Consider the following 15,552-nt stretch of genomic DNA (forward strand, 5'->3'; position numbering starts at 1 on the left):
GCGCGCCTTGCGCATTATCGGGAGCACAGCGACGACGCGCATCGCCCGCATCATCCTCGTGTCGACGGCGCTGTCGTTTTTGACGTTTTCGGCGGCCGTCAGCTGGCTGGCGTGACGTTGGCGGCGATCAGCGCGCCCAGCGCCTGCGCCGGGCCGGGGTGATGATCGAGCGCCAGGCCGTGCGCCATGCTGGCCTGGTCCTGCATGCTGCGGTTCTGTCCCAGCTTCCATTTTCCTTCCAGGCGCGTGAGGGGAATCTCGATGCCGACGATGGCTTTCAATAGCTTGTCGATATAGCCGGCCGGCGCGTCGCCCACCTTCCACGGCGCGGCTTGATCCGCCTCGTGGCGCGCCGTCAGCCGCTCCACCAATCCCAGCAGCCATGCCGCGTCATCGATGGCGCGCAGGGGGCCGTGCGCGTGCACCACCGCATAGTTGAAGGTGGGGACTTCCTTGCCGCTGCGCTGCTTTTCCGCATACCAGGCGGGCGTGATGTAAGCGTGCGGCCCCTGGAAGATCACCATGCATTCATCGTTGCCACCGGCGCCGCGCCACAGCGGGTTGGCGCGCGCCACGTGGGCGCGCAGGATGCCGAACGGCGCCTCGGGCGTGGGCGCGGCGATCTCGAACGGCAGATGGTCGGCGCACAGACCATCGGCGCCGTGGCGCACCAGCGCGCCCAGCGGATGCGCGTCGATCAGGCCATGCAGCACGTCGAGGCGTTCTTCGCGAAAGCTGGCGGGCGTGTACATCTAGGCGACTCCTTCCACGATGACGTCGGCCGTCAGCGAATTGGCGATGTAGCAGCGCTCGTGCGCAGCGTGGTGCAGGGCGGCCAGCGCCTCGGGCGAGGGCGGCGTTCCCGTAAAGGCGATGCGCGGGCGCAGCACGATGCGCGTCATGGCCAGGCGGCCCGCGGCATTTTTTCCCAGCTCGCCGACGGCATCGTCGCGGTAGTCGTCGATGACGTAGCCGCGCTGCGCTGCCAGCGACAGGAAGAACAGCATGTGACAGCTCGACGTGGCGGCCACCAGCGCTTCTTCCGGGTCGATGTTTTCCGCCACCGACATCGGCAGCGGCACGGACAGGGGCGACGACGAGGCGGGGACCGTCAGGCCGCCGTCGAACTGCCATTCATGGCCGCGGCTGTAGCGCTGGCCGGCGAAATCCTGGCCGTCGCGCTGCCAGGCCACGGTGGCAAAAAACTGATGCATGGTTGCTCCGCAAAAGTAGAGGAATACGCCATCTTAGCGCCAGTCTTGGCTATTTAAAACAGCCAATAAGTGCTATCTTTAAAATACCAATTCGAGAGCCACACTATGCCAGCTTCCCACCTGAACCAGCTTATCGCCGCCTTGCCGCTGCAGCGCGGCGCCAGCGAACCGCTGTTCCGCCAGCTGTATGCGGCCATCAAGGCGGCCGTCCTCGACGGGCGCATGAGCCCCGGCATGCAGCTGCCGCCCACGCGCGATTTTTGCCGCCTGCTGGCCGTGTCGCGCCAGACGGTGCTCAATGCGTATGCGCTGCTGACGGCCGAAGGCTACCTCGATGGCGCCGTCGGGCGCGGCACCTTTGTCAGCCGCGAGGTGCCGCTGCCTGTGCCGCCGGCAGCTGCGCCCGGCCTGCTGCGGCCCCTGTCGGCGCGCGGGCAGGGCGTGGTGACGGCCATGCGCCAGGTGGCGTTCCACCGGGGGCCGCTGCGCGCTTTCCGCGTCGGCATGCCGCGCATCGACCATTTTCCATTTGACGTGTGGAACCGCCTGGAAGCGCGGCGCTGGCGCCGGCCCGACCACCAGTTCGGCTACGGCGACCCGGCCGGCTACCTGCCGCTGCGCGAACTGCTGTGCGTGTACCTGAAGGCGTCGCGCGGCGTCCAGTGCACGCCGCAGCAGATCGTCATCACGTCCGGCTCGCAGCAGGCGCTATTTTTGCTGTCGACCATCCTGCTGGCGCCCGGCGACGCCGCCTGGATGGAGTCGCCCGGCTACCGGGGTGCCAGCGGCCCGCTGCGCGCTGCCGGCGCGCGCGTGTTTCCCGTCCCCGTCGATGCGCAGGGGCTGGACGTGGCCTACGGCGTGGCGCACTGCCCGCAGGCGAAGCTGGCCTACGTGACGCCGTCGCACCAGATGCCGCTGGGCGTGAGCATGAGTTTGCCCCGCCGCCTGGCCCTGCTGGCCTGGGCCGCGCACAATAAAGCCTGGCTGGTGGAAGACGATTACGACAGCGAATACCGCTACTCGGGCGCGCCGCTGGCGTCGCTGCAAAGCCTGGACCGGGCCGGCTGCGTGGTCTACGTGGGCACCCTGTCGAAAGTGCTGTTTCCCGGCCTGCGCCTCGGTTACATGGTGGCGCCGCCCGCGCTGGCCGAAGCGCTGGTGCAGGCCAAGGCCGTGATGGACCGGCACACGGCCATCGTGCCGCAGATGGCGCTGGCGGACTTCATCGCCGAGGGCCACTTTGGCCGGCATATCCGCCGCACGCGCGACAGCAATGCCGAACGGCGCGATCTGCTGGTGCGCGGTCTGGCGCACGAACTGGGCGACCAGCTCGCGTGCGGCCCGGCCGACAGCGGCCTGGAACTGTGCGCGTATTTTCGCGGCGATCACGATGAGGAAGCGGTGTCGCGCGCGGGCCTGGCGCGGGGCATCGAACTGCGCCCGCTGGGACACTATGCCGACCCGGCGGCGGGGCCCGAATGCGCCACGCCGCCCGGGCTGCTGCTGGGCTTTGCGGCGATTCCCCCGGCCGAGATGGCGCACGGCTTGCAGGAGCTGGGGCGCATCCTGCGCGGCCGATAAACTATACTGGCGGTTGCCCGCACATGAAGAACCCGACCATGACCACCATCCGCTGCTCCTGGGCCAATCCGGCCAATCCCCGCTACCTTGCGTATCACGACACGGAATGGGGCGTGCCTTGCCACGACGAGCGCCGGCTGTTCGAGATGCTGAACCTGGAAGGCGCGCAGGCTGGCCTGAGCTGGGAAACGATCCTCAACAAGCGCGACACCTACCGCGCCGCTTTTGATAACTGGGATGCGGAAAAGATCGCCGCGTATGGCCCGGACAAGGTGGCGCAGCTGCTGGCGGACCCTGGCATCGTGCGCAACCGCCTGAAGGTGGCGGCCGCCATCACGAATGCCCAAGCCTATTTGCGCCTGCGCGCGGAAGGACAGACCCTGGACAGCTTTTTGTGGGCGTATGTCGACGGCCAGCCCATCGTCAACAGCTGGCAACCGGGCGAGTTTCCCGCCAAGACGGCCCTGTCCGACAAACTGTCGAAAGACTTGCTCAAGCGTGGCTTCAAGTTCGTCGGCTCGACCATCATCTACGCCTATATGCAGGGCATCGGCATGGTCAACGACCACGCGCCCGCCTGCTTTTGCCGCGCGGGGCGCTGATGCGCCGCGCCCTGGTCCTGCTCGACACGGATTTTGACGCTGCCCGCCTGCGCGCCGCCTGCGCCGCGCATGGCGGTCGCCGCCTGCATTACATCGCGCTGGCGCCGCGTCCCGTCGATGCGCATCACTTGCCCGACGAGTGGCGCGCACAGTGGCCGCCCTGCGTGCCTGGCCTGCACCGCATGGTGTCGCACGATGGCCTCGTCACGCTCGATGTGCTGATCGGCGAGCCCGATGCCTGTCTGGCGCAATTGTCGGCGCGTGTCGATGAAGTGCACCTGGCCTGGGTGCCGGCGGCCACGCCGGTGCTGGCGCGCCTGATGGCCGATGGCGCGCACCTGCAAGCCGTGCACCTGGACGAGGCGCAGCGCACGGCGCTGCAAAAGCATGGCTTTGTTTTTGACGAGAGCCGTTTGCGCGCCGTGTTTTATGCGCGGCGCGACGAGTACGCGGCCGTTGCCGCGCCCGAGCGGTGCGCCGTCGTCATCGGCGCGGGCGTGGCCGGCGCGGCCGCCTGCGAACGGCTGGCCGCGCGCGGCTGGAAGGTGACCTTGATTGAACGCCACGCGCAGCCTGCGAGCGAAGCGTCGGGCAACCTGGCCGGCATCTTCATGCCGCTGATGTCGAAGGACGACAATATCGCCACGCGCCTGGTGCGCGCCGCCTACCTGTACTCGCTGAAGCGCTGGAAAGACCTGGGCGGTATCGGCGCCGCCATCGAGGGTGCGCAAAGCGGCGTGCTGCACCTGGCGCGCGACGGGGCGCATGCGCAGGTGCAGCGGCAGATCGCCGCCAGCGGCCTGTATCCGCGTGAATTCGCCCGCTGGCTGGAAGCGCCTGAGGCAACCGCCATGCTGGGCGCGCCGGCGCCCGATGGCGCCTGGTGGTTCGAGCAGGGCGGCTGGGCGCGCCCGTCTTCCGTCTGCGCGGCCATGCTGGACGCCTGCGGCGCCTTGCTCACGCGGCGCTTTTCCAGCAGCGCCCTGCGCCTGGAACGTGGCGACGGCGAATGGCTGGTGCGCGATGCGGACGGTGCCCTGATCGCGGCGGCACCCACCGTCATCCTGGCGGCGGGCACGGGCGCCGTGGATTTCGAACAGGCGGCCGGCTTGCCGCTGGACGCCGTGCGCGGCCAGGTCACGCACCTGGCCGAAGGCAGCTTGCCGTCGCTGCCGTTCGTCGTCTGCCGCGAAGCCTACGTGACGCCGGCGTACCAGGGCGTCGTGTGCGTGGGCGCCAGCTACGATGCGGACGCGGACCCCGGCTTGCGCCCATCGAACCAGGAAGACAATATCGCGAAGATCGCCGACATCCTGGACGTGGCCCCGTTCGAGGCGCCGCTGGCCGGGCGCACGGGCTTTCGCTGCATGGCAGCGGACCGCCTGCCGCTGGCGGGCGCCTTGCCCGACCCCGGCATACCGGGCCGCTGCGAGCGCCTGCGCGACGTGCCGCGCTGGCCCGGCCTGTTCGGCTTGCTCGGTTATGCCTCGCGCGGCCTGATCTGGGCACCGCTGGCGGCCGAGCTGCTGGCTTGCCAGCTGGAGGGGGAGCCGTTGCCGCTGGAGAGTCAATTGGCCGCCGCTCTGGATCCTGCCCGTTTCTTGCTGCGCGAGCGCCGCCGCGCTGGTTGAGCGTTGGCGCAGGGCAGGCGAGGGCTGAGGTCAGACCCCCAACACAGCTGACGCAAAGGCTGGCGCCAACGCGCGTGAGGGTCTGACCCCAAATGCGGACGCTCCGCGCGTAGTCCCCATATCTGTTTTTCAGCTTTCCAAACTCTTTTTAATTTGTTTTCCGAACAACATAAGTTCGCTACAGTGGACTCGTGCTGGTTTTTGACGACGGAATAAAGAGGTGGACAGATGGCTGCTGCAGAACTGATTTTCGATCCCCGCGCCGCGCACGGCGAGGCGGCGTTTGATGAAGTACTCCATCTCGCGCGCAGCCAGGCGCAGGCGCAGGGTTTGCCGTATGCGGGCATCGTCAGCGCGCAGGATGCGTGGCAACTGGTGCAGGCCGGCAAAGCCGTGCTGGTCGACGTGCGCACCAACGAAGAACGCACTTTTGTCGGCTACGTGCCCGCCTCGCTGCACGTGGCGTGGGCCACCGGCACGGCCATGAACCGCAATCCCCGTTTTACCCGCGAGCTCGAAGCGAAGGTGGGCGGCAAGGATGCCGTCGTGGTGCTGCTGTGCCGCAGCGGCAAGCGCTCGGCCGCGGCGGCCGAAGCGGCGGCCAAGGCGGGTTTTACGCACGTCTTCAATATCGCGCAAGGCTTCGAGGGCGACCTCGACGCACAGCAGCAGCGTGGCCACAGCGGCGGCTGGCGCTGGCATGCGCTGCCGTGGCTGCAAGATTAACCCGCTTCCCGGGACCACCATGAACCAGCGAGCCATTCCCCCCGTCTCCCTTGCCGCGCAGCCGCAATGGGAGCTGCATCAGATCGTCGATGAATTGCGCGCCGTGCGCGCGCAGTGGCGCGAAGGGCTGGCCAGCAGCCAGGAATGCGGCGCGCGCGAATTCCCGTCGCGCCAGCATTTGCACGACATCATCAAAGCCCTGTGCGCGGCCCTGTTCCCCATGCGTCTGGGGCCCCTCGACCTGCAGCAGGAGAGCGAGGATTTCTTTGTCGGCCACACGCTCGACACGACGCTCACGGGCTTGCACGAACAGGTGCGGCGCGAACTCAGTTACCACGCGCGCCAGCACGGCTTGCAGCAGACGGTGTCCATCGAACAGCAGGCGCTGGCCATCGTGCAGCGCTTCGCCCGCGCGCTGCCGCGCATCCGCGCCCGGCTCGACACGGACGTGGCGGCCGCCTTCCATGGCGACCCGGCCGCGCACAGCGTCGACGAAGTGCTGCTGTGCTATCCGGGCATCCTGGCCATCATCCATTACCGCCTGGCGCACACCTTGTATGCGCTCGGCGCGCCGCTGGTGGCGCGCATCATCGCCGAAGTGGCCCATTCGCAGACGGGCATCGACATCCACCCGGGCGCCATCATCGGCAGCAGCTTTTTCATCGACCATGGCACGGGCGTGGTGATCGGCGAGACGGCCATCATCGGCGAGCGCGTGCGCATTTATCAAGCCGTCACCCTGGGCGCCAAGCGCTTTCCAGCCGGCTTTGATGGCGTGTTGAAAAAGGGGCTGGCGCGCCATCCCATCGTGCAGGACGACGTGGTCATTTATGCGGGCGCGACGATCCTGGGACGGGTGACCATCGGCCAGGGCTCGGTCATCGGCGGCAATGTCTGGCTGACCCGCAGCGTGGCGCCCGGCAGCCATGTCACGCAAGCGCACAACCAGCAGGAGGCCCCGGAGTCGCCGGCGCCATCCCACCCCGCCTTTGCCCACCACCCATGAGGACAGCATGTTGATCAAACAGTTTGGACTGGCCGTGCGCCAGTTGCGCGAAGGGCGTGGCTGGTCGCAGGAGCGCCTGGCCGAAGCGGCCGACTTGAACCGCTCGTTCATCGGCGAAATCGAACGGGGCGCCGCCACGCCATCGCTGCTGACGGTGGAAAAACTGGCCATCGCGCTGGGCATCGGCCTGGCGGGATTGATGGCGCGCTGCGAACCGGAACTGGTGGATTAAATCGAGTGGATCAAGCGTCACGATGATGGCGATAGCATGTTGAGAGAAGAGGGGAGACGTCCGATACTTTATTTGTTTTTCAGATAAGCATATTCACTTTTCTCATCAGGAGTAGTCATGACAGTAGCAACAGAGAGCCAGTTTGCGCTGGGCGACAACGCCGCGCGCCAGCTGGCCAATGCAAGCAAGAGCGTCCCCCAGTTATCCACGATCACGCCGCGCTGGCTCGTGCACCTGCTGCAATGGCTGCCCGTGGAAGCGGGTATCTACCGCCTCAACCGCGTGAAAAATCCGAAGGACGTGCGTGTGGCCTGCTCGCAGCGCGACGAATCGGAACTGCCGCAAACCTTCGTCGACTACGACGACCAGCCGCGCGAGTATTTTCTCAATGCCGTCAGCACGGTGCTCGACGTGCACACACGCGTGTCGGACCTGTACAGCAGCCCGCACGACCAGATCAAGGAGCAGCTGCGCCTGACCATCGAGACGATCAAGGAGCGCCAGGAAAGCGAATTGATCAACAATCCCGACTACGGCCTGCTGGCCAGCGTGCATGACGACCAGCGCATCTTTACGCTGACGGGCGCGCCCACGCCGGACGACCTCGACGAACTGCTGACGAAAGTGTGGAAGGAGCCGGGCTTTTTCCTGGCGCACCCGCTGGCCATTGCCGCCTTTGGCCGCGAATGTACGCGCCGTGGCGTGCCGCCGCCCACCGTCAGCCTGTTCGGCTCCCAGTTTTTGACGTGGCGCGGCGTGCCGCTGGTGCCGTCCGATAAGCTGCCCATCGAAGACGGCAAGACGAAGATCATTTTGCTGCGCGCGGGCGAGCAGCGGCAAGGCGTGATCGGCCTGTTCCAGCCTGGCCTGGCGGGCGAGCAAAGCCCGGGCCTGTCCGTGCGCTTCATGGGCATCAACCGCCACGCGATTTCGTCCTATTTGATTTCGCTGTATTGCTCGCTGGCTGTGCTGACCGACGATGCGCTGGCCGTACTGGAAGACGTGGAGATCGGTAAATACCATGACTACCCAGACACCTACAAGTGATGGCGCGGCGGGCTTGCCTGCCGTCCCGTTTCTGCCTGACGAAGCGACCCTGAACCGCCTTGCCGGCGAGTTTTTCGCGCGCTTGCCTGGCCTCGCGCCTGCGCTTGACAAGTCGCCCAGCCTTGGCGGTTCCGGCAGCGTGCTCGATGCGGCGCCCCGCTATGTGAACCGTCCGCCGCCCCAGCCCGGCCCGTCGTTTGCCGCCATCGCGCCTGGTGTGGCGACGGCGCAAGTGCCGCCCGTGACGGTGCCGCTGGAAGCACCGATCGCGCCGGCGCCGGCATCGGTACCCACGCCGCGCGCGTCCAGCCTCGGTGTGCCGTCGCCCTACTATTTTGTCGGCGGCGCGCATGGCTATCCCGCCTCGAACCATAATCTCGACGGGCTGGCGGGCCAGGGACTGGGACAGGCCGCGCCCGACGCGTTTGCCACGCCGCAGCGGACGCCCGCGCGCCAGCTGCCCATATCGCCATCTGACAGCCAGCCCGCGTTCTATTTCCAGACCGAGCTGCCTGCGCGGCCGCAAGGGCATGGCCAAACCCCCGCGCCATTCGACGTGCACGCCGTGCGGCGCGACTTTCCCGTACTGGCCGAACGGGTCAACGGCAAGCCGCTGGCCTGGTTCGACAATGCGGCCACTACGCACAAGCCGCAGTCGGTGATCGACCGCGTGTCGTATTTCTATGCGCACGAGAATTCGAACATCCACCGCGCGGCGCACGCGCTGGCGGCGCGCGCCAGTGATGCCTATGAAGCGGCGCGCGCCAAGGTGGCGAGTTTTCTGGGCGCCGCCTCGGCCAATGAAATCATCTTCGTGCGCGGCGCCACGGAAGGCATCAATCTGATCGCCAACACGTTCGGGCGCAAGTACATCGGCAGCGGCGACGAGATCATCGTCTCGCAGCTCGAGCACCACGCCAACATCGTGCCGTGGCAGCAGCTGGCGGCGGAAAAGGGCGCTACTCTGCGCGTGATTCCCGTCGACGACAGCGGCCAGATCCTCCTCGATGAATTCCGCAAGCTGCTCAACGGGCGCACCAAGCTGGTATCGGTGACGCAGGTGTCGAATGCGCTGGGGACGGTCACGCCGGTAGCGCAGATCATCGCGCTCGCGCATGCGGCCGGCGTGCGCGTGCTGGTCGACGGGGCGCAAGCCGTGTCGCATTTGCGCGTGGACGTGCAGGCGCTGGGCGCCGATTTCTATGTGTTTTCGGGGCATAAAGTGTTCGGCCCGACGGGCATCGGCGCCGTGTATGGCAAGGCGGACTTGCTCGAGCAGTTGCCGCCATGGCAGGGCGGCGGCAACATGATCGCCGACGTCACGTTCGAGCGCACCGTCTACCAGGGCGTGCCGAACCGTTTCGAGGCGGGCACGGGCAATATCGCCGATGCCGTCGGTCTGGGCGCGGCCATCGATTACGTGCAGCGCATCGGCCTGGAAAACATCGCCGCCTACGAGCACGCGCTGCTGGAATACGCGACGCACCAGCTGCAAGCGATTCCCGGCGTGCGCCTGATCGGCACGGCGCTGGACAAGGCCAGCGTGGCGTCGTTCGTGCTGGCCGGCTACGAGCCGGCGGAAGTGGGGCGCGCCCTGAACGACGAGGGTATCGCCGTGCGCTCGGGCCACCACTGCGCCCAGCCGATTTTGCGCCGCTTCGGCGTGGAAGCGACCGTGCGGCCCTCGTTCGCCTTCTACAACACGTATGAGGAAATCGACCGCATGATCGTCGTGGTCAAACGCCTGGCGGGCGCGCGCCGCTGATCTTGCCCGCTTGTCAAGCTGATGCCGCCCCTGCGCAAGCGGGGCGGCATTGTTGCGTCAAATCACGGACTTTGCGCGCGGCTGGCTGGCGCCCGCAGGCTGGCGGTATAATTTATCCTTGGCAATATTCAAGCTGCGGCCCAAGGAGATATCCGGTGGAAGATCAACACAGCTCGCCCGAGCTATTCCTGTTCCTGGCGTCGACCGTGCACGACATGAAAAATTCGATCAGCGTCGTCAGCGGCACTTTGGAGTCGCTGCTGGCGGCCGAGCAGGCCAAGCCGACGCCCCAGGCCGACCCCGCCTATCTGCAGATGGCGCAGATGCTGTACCAGACCAAGCGCCTCAACGATAACCTGATCCAGCTGCTGGCCCTGTACAAGGAAGTGGGCAAGCCCGGCTACCCCTTCGACGTACAGCCGCAATTGGTGAGCCAGGTCATCGACCAGGTGGTGGACCAGGAAAAGATCCTGCTGGCCTCGAAAGGCATCCATCTGCAGACGGCTTGCCCGCCCGAGCTGATCTGGACCCTCGATGAAGACCTGGTCATCGGCGTGCTCGCGCATGCCATCAACAACGCCATCCGCTACACGAAGGATACGATACGCCTGTCGGTGCGGGAGCACGACGATATGCTCGAGCTGCGCGTGGAAGACAATGGCGACGGCTATACCCAGGCGCTGCTCGACGCGGGCAGCGCGGCCATGGATGGCATGACCGCCGGCGTGAATTTTTCCACCAACAGCACGGGCCTGGGCCTGTATTTTTCCAGCGAAGTGGCAAAGATGCACAAGCACCGGGGCAGCAGCGGCAGCATCGCCCTGGAAAATGGCGGCGCCCTGGGCGGCGGCTGTTTCATCCTGCGCCTGCCCTGAACGAGGATGCCATGACGACAGACAGCCACGCCACCGCCGCCGAAGCGGGCAGCACCGACTGGGCCGACAAACATTATCTGCTGGTCGACGACTTCATCGGCATCCGCATCCTGCTGCGCGAATCGCTGCGCAACCTGGGCGCGCGCCATATCGACCAGGCGGCCAGCGGCGGCGAAGCCATGAAGCTGCTGGCCAAGACGCGCTACGACGTGGTGCTGTGCGATTACAACCTGGGCGAAGGCAAGAATGGCCAGCAAGTGCTGGAAGAGACGCGCGTGCGCAACCTGACGGCGCCGTCGAGCGTCTGGCTGATGGTGTCGGCCGAGAAAAGCGTGGAATCCGTGATGGGCGCGGCCGAGCACCAGCCCGACGCCTACCTGATCAAACCGATCACGGAAGGCGTGCTGCTGACGCGCTTGAACCGCGTGTGGCACAAGAAGCAGGTGTTCCGTGAAATCGACCAGGCCTGCATGGAAAAGGATTATCTGCGCGCGGCCAAGTTGTGCGATGCGCAGATCGAAGTCAACAAGCTGCACGAGCTGGAATTGCTGCGCATGAAGGCGTCGTTGCTGCTGAAAAGCGGCGAGCCGGAAAAGGCCCGCGCCGTGTACGAAAAAGTGCTGGCCGAGCGCGATTACAGCTGGGCCAAGGCAGGCCTGGGCAAGATCCGCATGAATAACGGCGAGCACGAGGCGGCGCGCCAGATCTTCCAGGGCGTGATCGTCGAGAACAAGTACTACATCGACGCCTACGACCAGATGGCCGTCGCCTACCAGCTGATGGGCCAGCACGAGGAAGCGTGCGGCGTGCTGGAAAAGGCGGCGCGCCTGTCGCCCAATTCCGTGCCGCGCCAGCGCAACCTGGGCCTCGCCGCGCTAAAGATCGGCAATGTCAGCATGGCGGAAAAGGCTTTTCGCAAGTGTATTTCCATCGGCGAGTTTTCCGTCATGAAGACGCCGGACGCCTATCTGGGACTGGCGCGCGTGTGCGGCCTGAAGAAGGATGCCAAGGAGGCGCTGCAATGGCTGCTGCTGGCGCAGCGCGAATTCTCGCCCGAGCAGATCGGCTTGCGCGCGAAGATCACGGAAGGCATGGTGCACCACGAAACGGGCGATTACCGGCGCGCGCGCAAGTGCGGCGACGAACTCGAAGCCATGCTGGCCGAGGACCCGGCACGGCCCGAGAAAAGCATCTGCATGGAGCTGGCGACCCTGCTGTTCGCCGTCGGCGTCAAGGATGCGCCGGCCGGCCTGCTGTGCTACGTGGTGAAGAACAACCACGACAACCAGGTGGTGCAGGACGAGGTGCAAAAGATCTTCGACAAGGCGAAGATGGGCGACGAAGGCACGAGCCTGATCATCGCCTCGCGCAAGGAAGCGTCGGACTTGATGAACAAGGGCGTGCTGCTGTGGAAGACGGACAAGCTCAACGAAGCGGTGGCCTGGATGCGCGCGGCGCGCGAAAAACTGCCGAACAACTTGCGCATCCTGTTCAATTCCGCGCAAATCATCGTATCGTTCCTGGAGCAGCGCGGCTACCAGGCGGACTTGGCGGCCGAGGCGATGGAAGTGTTGTTGTATGTAGACAAAATTGCACCGGGCCAGCAGCGCTTTGCGCAATTGATGGAGCAACTGGTGCAGCTGACGCCCCCGCCCGGGCCGGAAGAGGCTGTCGAGGTGGCGGAAAAAGCGCCGCCGGCGCCGGAAAAAGGGGGAAAAGCCGTGCGGGAGCGTGCCGGATGATAAACTAGGGGCCAGCGTGGGTTCGCCTGCGCTTGAGTTGCTCTACAACAATAAGGAAGAAACTATGCGTGATGTGGTCAATGAAGTATACAAAAAAATGAAAGTCGGCGCCGTTGCCTGGGTACGCCCGGTGGCCGCCAAGGGAGACACGCTGGAAACATTCCAGTCTTCGTACGAGCACGCCAAGGCGCTGGCCGACGAAGGCCTGATCACGATCGGTGACGTAAAACGCCAGGCCGACAATCAGATCGAGGCGATCCGCATTCATCGTATCGCCTGATCACATCGCCTCTCCGCGACGTCAGGATTTGCCTGGCGCCTTGGACTTGGGTGCCGCGCGCTTTGCCGGCGCCTTGCGCAGCGGGGCTTTGGCCTTGGCTGCCATGCCTGCTTCTGCCGGCTTGGCGGACTTGCCGGCCGTGGCTCCACCGCCAAAACTGGCCGCTGCCGCGCTGGCCGCATCGGGCGACATCGCTGTCGACACGGCCTGCTTGAACTGATCTTGTAACAAATTCCACCAGGCACTTGGATTGGCCAGCTGGGCTGCCGCCTGGCTGCCGGCATCGTTGGGCGCCGCCGCAGCCGGTTCGGGCGCGGGCGCGGGTGCAGGCGCCGGTTTCGGTTCAGGCGCTGGCGCTGCGGGTGCCGCTTGCTGGAAAAACGCGGAAGCGTAGGGCACCGATTCAAACACGGTTTTCTCGCTGGCACCGGGCTGGGTGATGGCCGCGGCCAGGGACGCGCCCATCGATTTCAGGGTGGCGATGGTGCCGCGCTGTACTTCCAATGCCTGGATACTGCCGCGCAGCATGCTGGTATTGAGGTTCAGCCAGGCTTCGACGGCTTTCAAGTCATTGATTTTCTTGTCCAGCTCTTCCACCGACATGGTGGGCGCCGTGATGCCGGGCACGCCCATGCCGGGCACGCTCATGCTGCCCCACAGGTTTTTGACGAAGTCGAGGGTGTCGGTCACAACTGCTGCGCCCGGCATTTGGGGCATTTGCGGGTTTGCCATGCGAAATCTCCTGGTAGGTGGATGTGCCTAGCGTAGCAGATATCAGCTTGCAACTGACGCAAAGCCGCCAACATTTTCTTACATAAAACAGCAGGAGTTGAGCACAGGCAAGAAGCAGGAAGTGGGGGGAAGGCGTTACACTACGGCCTATGATGCCTGACTCCTTCTTTTCGCCACCACGCCGCCGCACCGTCATTTTTGTCGCGGTCATCGGCGCACTGCATTACGTGGCGCTGGAATGGCTCACCTCGCATGCCAGCATGGTGCCGCTGGGGCAGGATCATGCGCAGGTGGTGAGCATGGCATTGATCGCCGAGCCGCCCAAACCCGTGCCGGTGGCGCCGCCTCCGCCGCCGACGCTGCGGCCCTTGCCCGAGCCCCGCTTGCCGCCGCCACCGCCGCCGACGGAGCTGCCGTCGAGCGAGTCGGCCCAGTTGACGGCGCCTGCCAGCGACGCGCCGGAAGGGCCGGTGACGCCCGCGGCACCGGCGGCCAGCGCGCCAGCCATCACGGCGCCCGCGCCCGCCGTGGCGGAAGCTGCCGCGCCGGCTCCCGCGCCGCCGCCACCGCCCGTCGAGCAGGCGCGGCGCTACAAGACGAATGCGCCCGCTTCGGCCCAGTTCGACCTGCACGTGGACCGGCGCGATGCGGACGGCACCAAGTGGCAGGGCGTGGCCGGCATGGCGTGGGAAAACCGGGGCGACACGTACCAGCTGAAACTGGAAGTGGGCCTGAGCATGCTGATTACGCGCATCAACCTGCTGGTGCTGACCAGCGAGGGCATGATCGACGGCAGCGGCATCGTGCCTGTCACGGCCACGGAAAAACGCAAGGGCCGCGCGCAAACGGCCACGCATTTCAACCGCGACGCCAAGACCATCACGTTTTCAGCCACGACGGCGACGGTGCCATGGCAGGAGGGGGCGCAGGACAAGGCGACCGTGCCGTTCCAGCTGGCCGCCATCGGCCGTGCCGACGTCAACCAGCTGGCGGGCAATATCGACATCCTTGTCGGCGAGGAAAAGGAAGCGACCGTGTTCCGCTTCCAGCTGGTGGGCGAGGAAGAGCTGGACACCAAGATGGGCCGCCTGGTGACCTGGCATTTGCGCCGGCCGCCGAAGCCGGGCACGTATTCGTCGCAGCTCGATATCTGGCTGGCGCCGTCCATGCAATGGTATCCGGTACAAATACGCAATACCGAAGCGAACGGGGCGCTCACCACGCAAACCGTGACCCAAATTCGCGTCAATGACGCTACAGGAAAATAAATGACTACTTTAATAACTTTGAAACGCGTTCTGATCGCCAGCCTGCTGGCCGCCACCCTGAGTCCCGCCATGGCGGCGAACGAGCCCGTGGACCATCCTGTCGTCAAGCGCCCGTACAAGCTGGCGCCGTCGGCTGACCTCGTCTATTCGATCAAGGCCAGGCAGCGCGGCATCGGGCTGTCCGGCGAATCGCTCAGCAACTGGCGCGTGGGCGATGGCAAGTACTCGCTGCTGGCCGAAACCAAGGCGGCCCTGTTCGGCAAGATCCTCGAACAGCGCAGCGAAGGCGCGGTCGACGATTACGGCCTGGCGCCCGTTCAATTCGTGGAAAAGCGCTTCCGCAAGGATGCCGTCACGACCACCTTCAAGCGCGACAGCAAGACCATCGTCTTTGGCGAAGGCGATGAAACCTATCCGCTGAAAGGCGGCGAACAGGACCGCAATAGCGCCGTCTGGCAACTGGCCAGCGTGGCGCGCGCCGCGCCCGAGAAATTCGTCCCCGGCTCGGAATGGGCCTTCTTCGTCGCCGGCGCGCACGATGCCGAGCCGTGGACCTTCAAGGTGGTCAAGGAAGAGACGGTCGCCACGGGCATGGGGGAGGTCGCCGCCATCCACCTGGTCAAGGCGCCGCCGCCGGACAAGAAGGGCCAGCAAGTGGACCTGTGGCTGGCGCCGTCGCTGGAATGGTATCCCGTGAAGGTGACATTCGCCGACGCGGACGGCGGCGATTACGTCGAGCAAACCTTGCAGAAGATCGTCAAGAAGTAAGCGCTTGCTATCATAGCAGATATTGATTTTCTCTATTTTTCACCCCTAACGGCAAATGCTGGGGTCAGACCCGCCGGGTC

Annotated in this window: 16 protein-coding genes; 13 read left to right on the forward strand and 3 right to left on the reverse strand. The window is 65.7% G+C overall.

What is annotated here, in order from left to right:
* Positions 1–98: 98 nt before the first annotated feature.
* A complete protein-coding gene (locus JAB4_RS04215; RefSeq protein ID WP_070221604.1) occupies positions 99–752 on the reverse strand; it encodes an FMN-binding negative transcriptional regulator in 654 nt (217 codons plus the stop codon).
* On the reverse strand, positions 753–1,214 hold the full coding sequence (locus tag JAB4_RS04220) for an OsmC family protein (protein WP_070221603.1): 462 nt from the start codon (positions 1,212–1,214) through the stop codon (positions 753–755).
* 105 nt (positions 1,215–1,319) lie between these two features.
* On the opposite strand from JAB4_RS04220, the gene JAB4_RS04225 reads away from it, so the two are divergent.
* The 11 genes from JAB4_RS04225 (at position 1,320) to JAB4_RS04275 (ending at position 12,704) form a co-directional block, all read left to right on the forward strand.
* On the forward strand, positions 1,320–2,798 hold the full coding sequence (locus tag JAB4_RS04225; RefSeq protein ID WP_070221602.1) for a PLP-dependent aminotransferase family protein: 1,479 nt from the start codon (positions 1,320–1,322) through the stop codon (positions 2,796–2,798).
* A gap of 38 nt (positions 2,799–2,836) precedes the next feature.
* Positions 2,837–3,400: a DNA-3-methyladenine glycosylase I gene (locus tag JAB4_RS04230; RefSeq protein ID WP_070221601.1), complete on the forward strand. Its 564-nt coding sequence runs from the start codon at positions 2,837–2,839 to the stop codon at positions 3,398–3,400.
* Complete coding sequence (gene mnmC / locus JAB4_RS04235; protein WP_070221713.1) at positions 3,400–5,031, forward strand: FAD-dependent 5-carboxymethylaminomethyl-2-thiouridine(34) oxidoreductase MnmC; 1,632 nt, start codon at positions 3,400–3,402, stop codon at positions 5,029–5,031. The genes JAB4_RS04230 and mnmC overlap by 1 nt, the downstream gene beginning before the upstream one ends.
* 228 nt (positions 5,032–5,259) lie before the next feature.
* Complete coding sequence (locus tag JAB4_RS04240) at positions 5,260–5,757, forward strand: rhodanese-like domain-containing protein (RefSeq protein WP_083287303.1); 498 nt, start codon at positions 5,260–5,262, stop codon at positions 5,755–5,757.
* A gap of 19 nt (positions 5,758–5,776) precedes the next feature.
* Positions 5,777–6,763 carry a serine O-acetyltransferase EpsC gene (gene epsC, locus JAB4_RS04245; RefSeq protein ID WP_070221600.1) on the forward strand — a complete coding sequence of 329 codons (987 nt, stop codon included), beginning with the start codon at positions 5,777–5,779 and terminating at the stop codon, positions 6,761–6,763.
* Positions 6,764–6,770: 7 nt separating this feature from the next.
* Positions 6,771–6,995, forward strand: a complete 225-nt coding sequence (locus JAB4_RS04250) for a helix-turn-helix transcriptional regulator (RefSeq protein ID WP_070221599.1) — start codon at positions 6,771–6,773, stop codon at positions 6,993–6,995.
* 117 nt (positions 6,996–7,112) lie between these two features.
* Entirely contained in the window at positions 7,113–8,042 is a 930-nt protein-coding gene (locus JAB4_RS04255; RefSeq protein ID WP_070221598.1) for a family 2A encapsulin nanocompartment shell protein, read from the forward strand.
* A complete protein-coding gene (locus JAB4_RS04260; protein WP_070221597.1) occupies positions 8,017–9,807 on the forward strand; it encodes a family 2A encapsulin nanocompartment cargo protein cysteine desulfurase in 1,791 nt (596 codons plus the stop codon). Before JAB4_RS04255 ends, JAB4_RS04260 begins: the two co-directional genes overlap by 26 nt.
* Positions 9,808–9,962: 155 nt before the next feature.
* A complete protein-coding gene (locus tag JAB4_RS04265) occupies positions 9,963–10,682 on the forward strand; it encodes a HAMP domain-containing sensor histidine kinase (protein ID WP_070221596.1) in 720 nt (239 codons plus the stop codon).
* Positions 10,683–10,693: 11 nt separating this feature from the next.
* Complete coding sequence (locus tag JAB4_RS04270; RefSeq protein ID WP_070221595.1) at positions 10,694–12,424, forward strand: tetratricopeptide repeat-containing response regulator; 1,731 nt, start codon at positions 10,694–10,696, stop codon at positions 12,422–12,424.
* Between the two features lie 64 nt (positions 12,425–12,488).
* Entirely contained in the window at positions 12,489–12,704 is a 216-nt protein-coding gene (locus tag JAB4_RS04275) for a hypothetical protein (protein WP_034753454.1), read from the forward strand.
* A 21-nt stretch (positions 12,705–12,725) separates the two neighbouring features.
* On the opposite strand, the gene JAB4_RS04280 is transcribed toward JAB4_RS04275, so the two are convergent.
* A complete protein-coding gene (locus JAB4_RS04280) occupies positions 12,726–13,436 on the reverse strand; it encodes a PhaM family polyhydroxyalkanoate granule multifunctional regulatory protein (RefSeq protein ID WP_070221594.1) in 711 nt (236 codons plus the stop codon).
* Positions 13,437–13,585: 149 nt separating this feature from the next.
* Between JAB4_RS04280 and JAB4_RS04285 the strand changes: the two genes are divergently transcribed.
* On the forward strand, positions 13,586–14,704 hold the full coding sequence (locus JAB4_RS04285; RefSeq protein ID WP_227742094.1) for a DUF3108 domain-containing protein: 1,119 nt from the start codon (positions 13,586–13,588) through the stop codon (positions 14,702–14,704).
* A complete protein-coding gene (locus JAB4_RS04290; RefSeq protein ID WP_070221593.1) occupies positions 14,705–15,472 on the forward strand; it encodes a DUF3108 domain-containing protein in 768 nt (255 codons plus the stop codon).
* Positions 15,473–15,552: the final 80 nt, after the last annotated feature.

The sequence above is a fragment of the Janthinobacterium sp. HH102 genome (assembly GCF_001758625.2).
Lineage (GTDB): Bacteria > Pseudomonadota > Gammaproteobacteria > Burkholderiales > Burkholderiaceae_D > Janthinobacterium.

Bases quoted from the DNA above. Each gene is read 5' to 3' on its own strand.
- JAB4_RS04215 (WP_070221604.1), bottom strand. From the start codon at position 752: ATGTACACGCCCGCCAGCTTTCGCGAAGAACGCCTCGACGTGCTGCAT.
- JAB4_RS04220 (WP_070221603.1), bottom strand. From the start codon at position 1,214: ATGCATCAGTTTTTTGCCACCGTGGCCTGGCAGCGCGACGGCCAGGAT.
- JAB4_RS04225 (WP_070221602.1), top strand. From the start codon at position 1,320: ATGCCAGCTTCCCACCTGAACCAGCTTATCGCCGCCTTGCCGCTGCAG.
- JAB4_RS04230 (WP_070221601.1), top strand. From the start codon at position 2,837: ATGACCACCATCCGCTGCTCCTGGGCCAATCCGGCCAATCCCCGCTAC.
- mnmC (WP_070221713.1), top strand. From the start codon at position 3,400: ATGCGCCGCGCCCTGGTCCTGCTCGACACGGATTTTGACGCTGCCCGC.
- JAB4_RS04240 (WP_083287303.1), top strand. From the start codon at position 5,260: ATGGCTGCTGCAGAACTGATTTTCGATCCCCGCGCCGCGCACGGCGAG.
- epsC (WP_070221600.1), top strand. From the start codon at position 5,777: ATGAACCAGCGAGCCATTCCCCCCGTCTCCCTTGCCGCGCAGCCGCAA.
- JAB4_RS04250 (WP_070221599.1), top strand. From the start codon at position 6,771: ATGTTGATCAAACAGTTTGGACTGGCCGTGCGCCAGTTGCGCGAAGGG.
- JAB4_RS04255 (WP_070221598.1), top strand. From the start codon at position 7,113: ATGACAGTAGCAACAGAGAGCCAGTTTGCGCTGGGCGACAACGCCGCG.
- JAB4_RS04260 (WP_070221597.1), top strand. From the start codon at position 8,017: ATGACTACCCAGACACCTACAAGTGATGGCGCGGCGGGCTTGCCTGCC.
- JAB4_RS04270 (WP_070221595.1), top strand. From the start codon at position 10,694: ATGACGACAGACAGCCACGCCACCGCCGCCGAAGCGGGCAGCACCGAC.
- JAB4_RS04275 (WP_034753454.1), top strand. From the start codon at position 12,489: ATGCGTGATGTGGTCAATGAAGTATACAAAAAAATGAAAGTCGGCGCC.
- JAB4_RS04280 (WP_070221594.1), bottom strand. From the start codon at position 13,436: ATGGCAAACCCGCAAATGCCCCAAATGCCGGGCGCAGCAGTTGTGACC.
- JAB4_RS04285 (WP_227742094.1), top strand. From the start codon at position 13,586: ATGATGCCTGACTCCTTCTTTTCGCCACCACGCCGCCGCACCGTCATT.
- JAB4_RS04290 (WP_070221593.1), top strand. From the start codon at position 14,705: ATGACTACTTTAATAACTTTGAAACGCGTTCTGATCGCCAGCCTGCTG.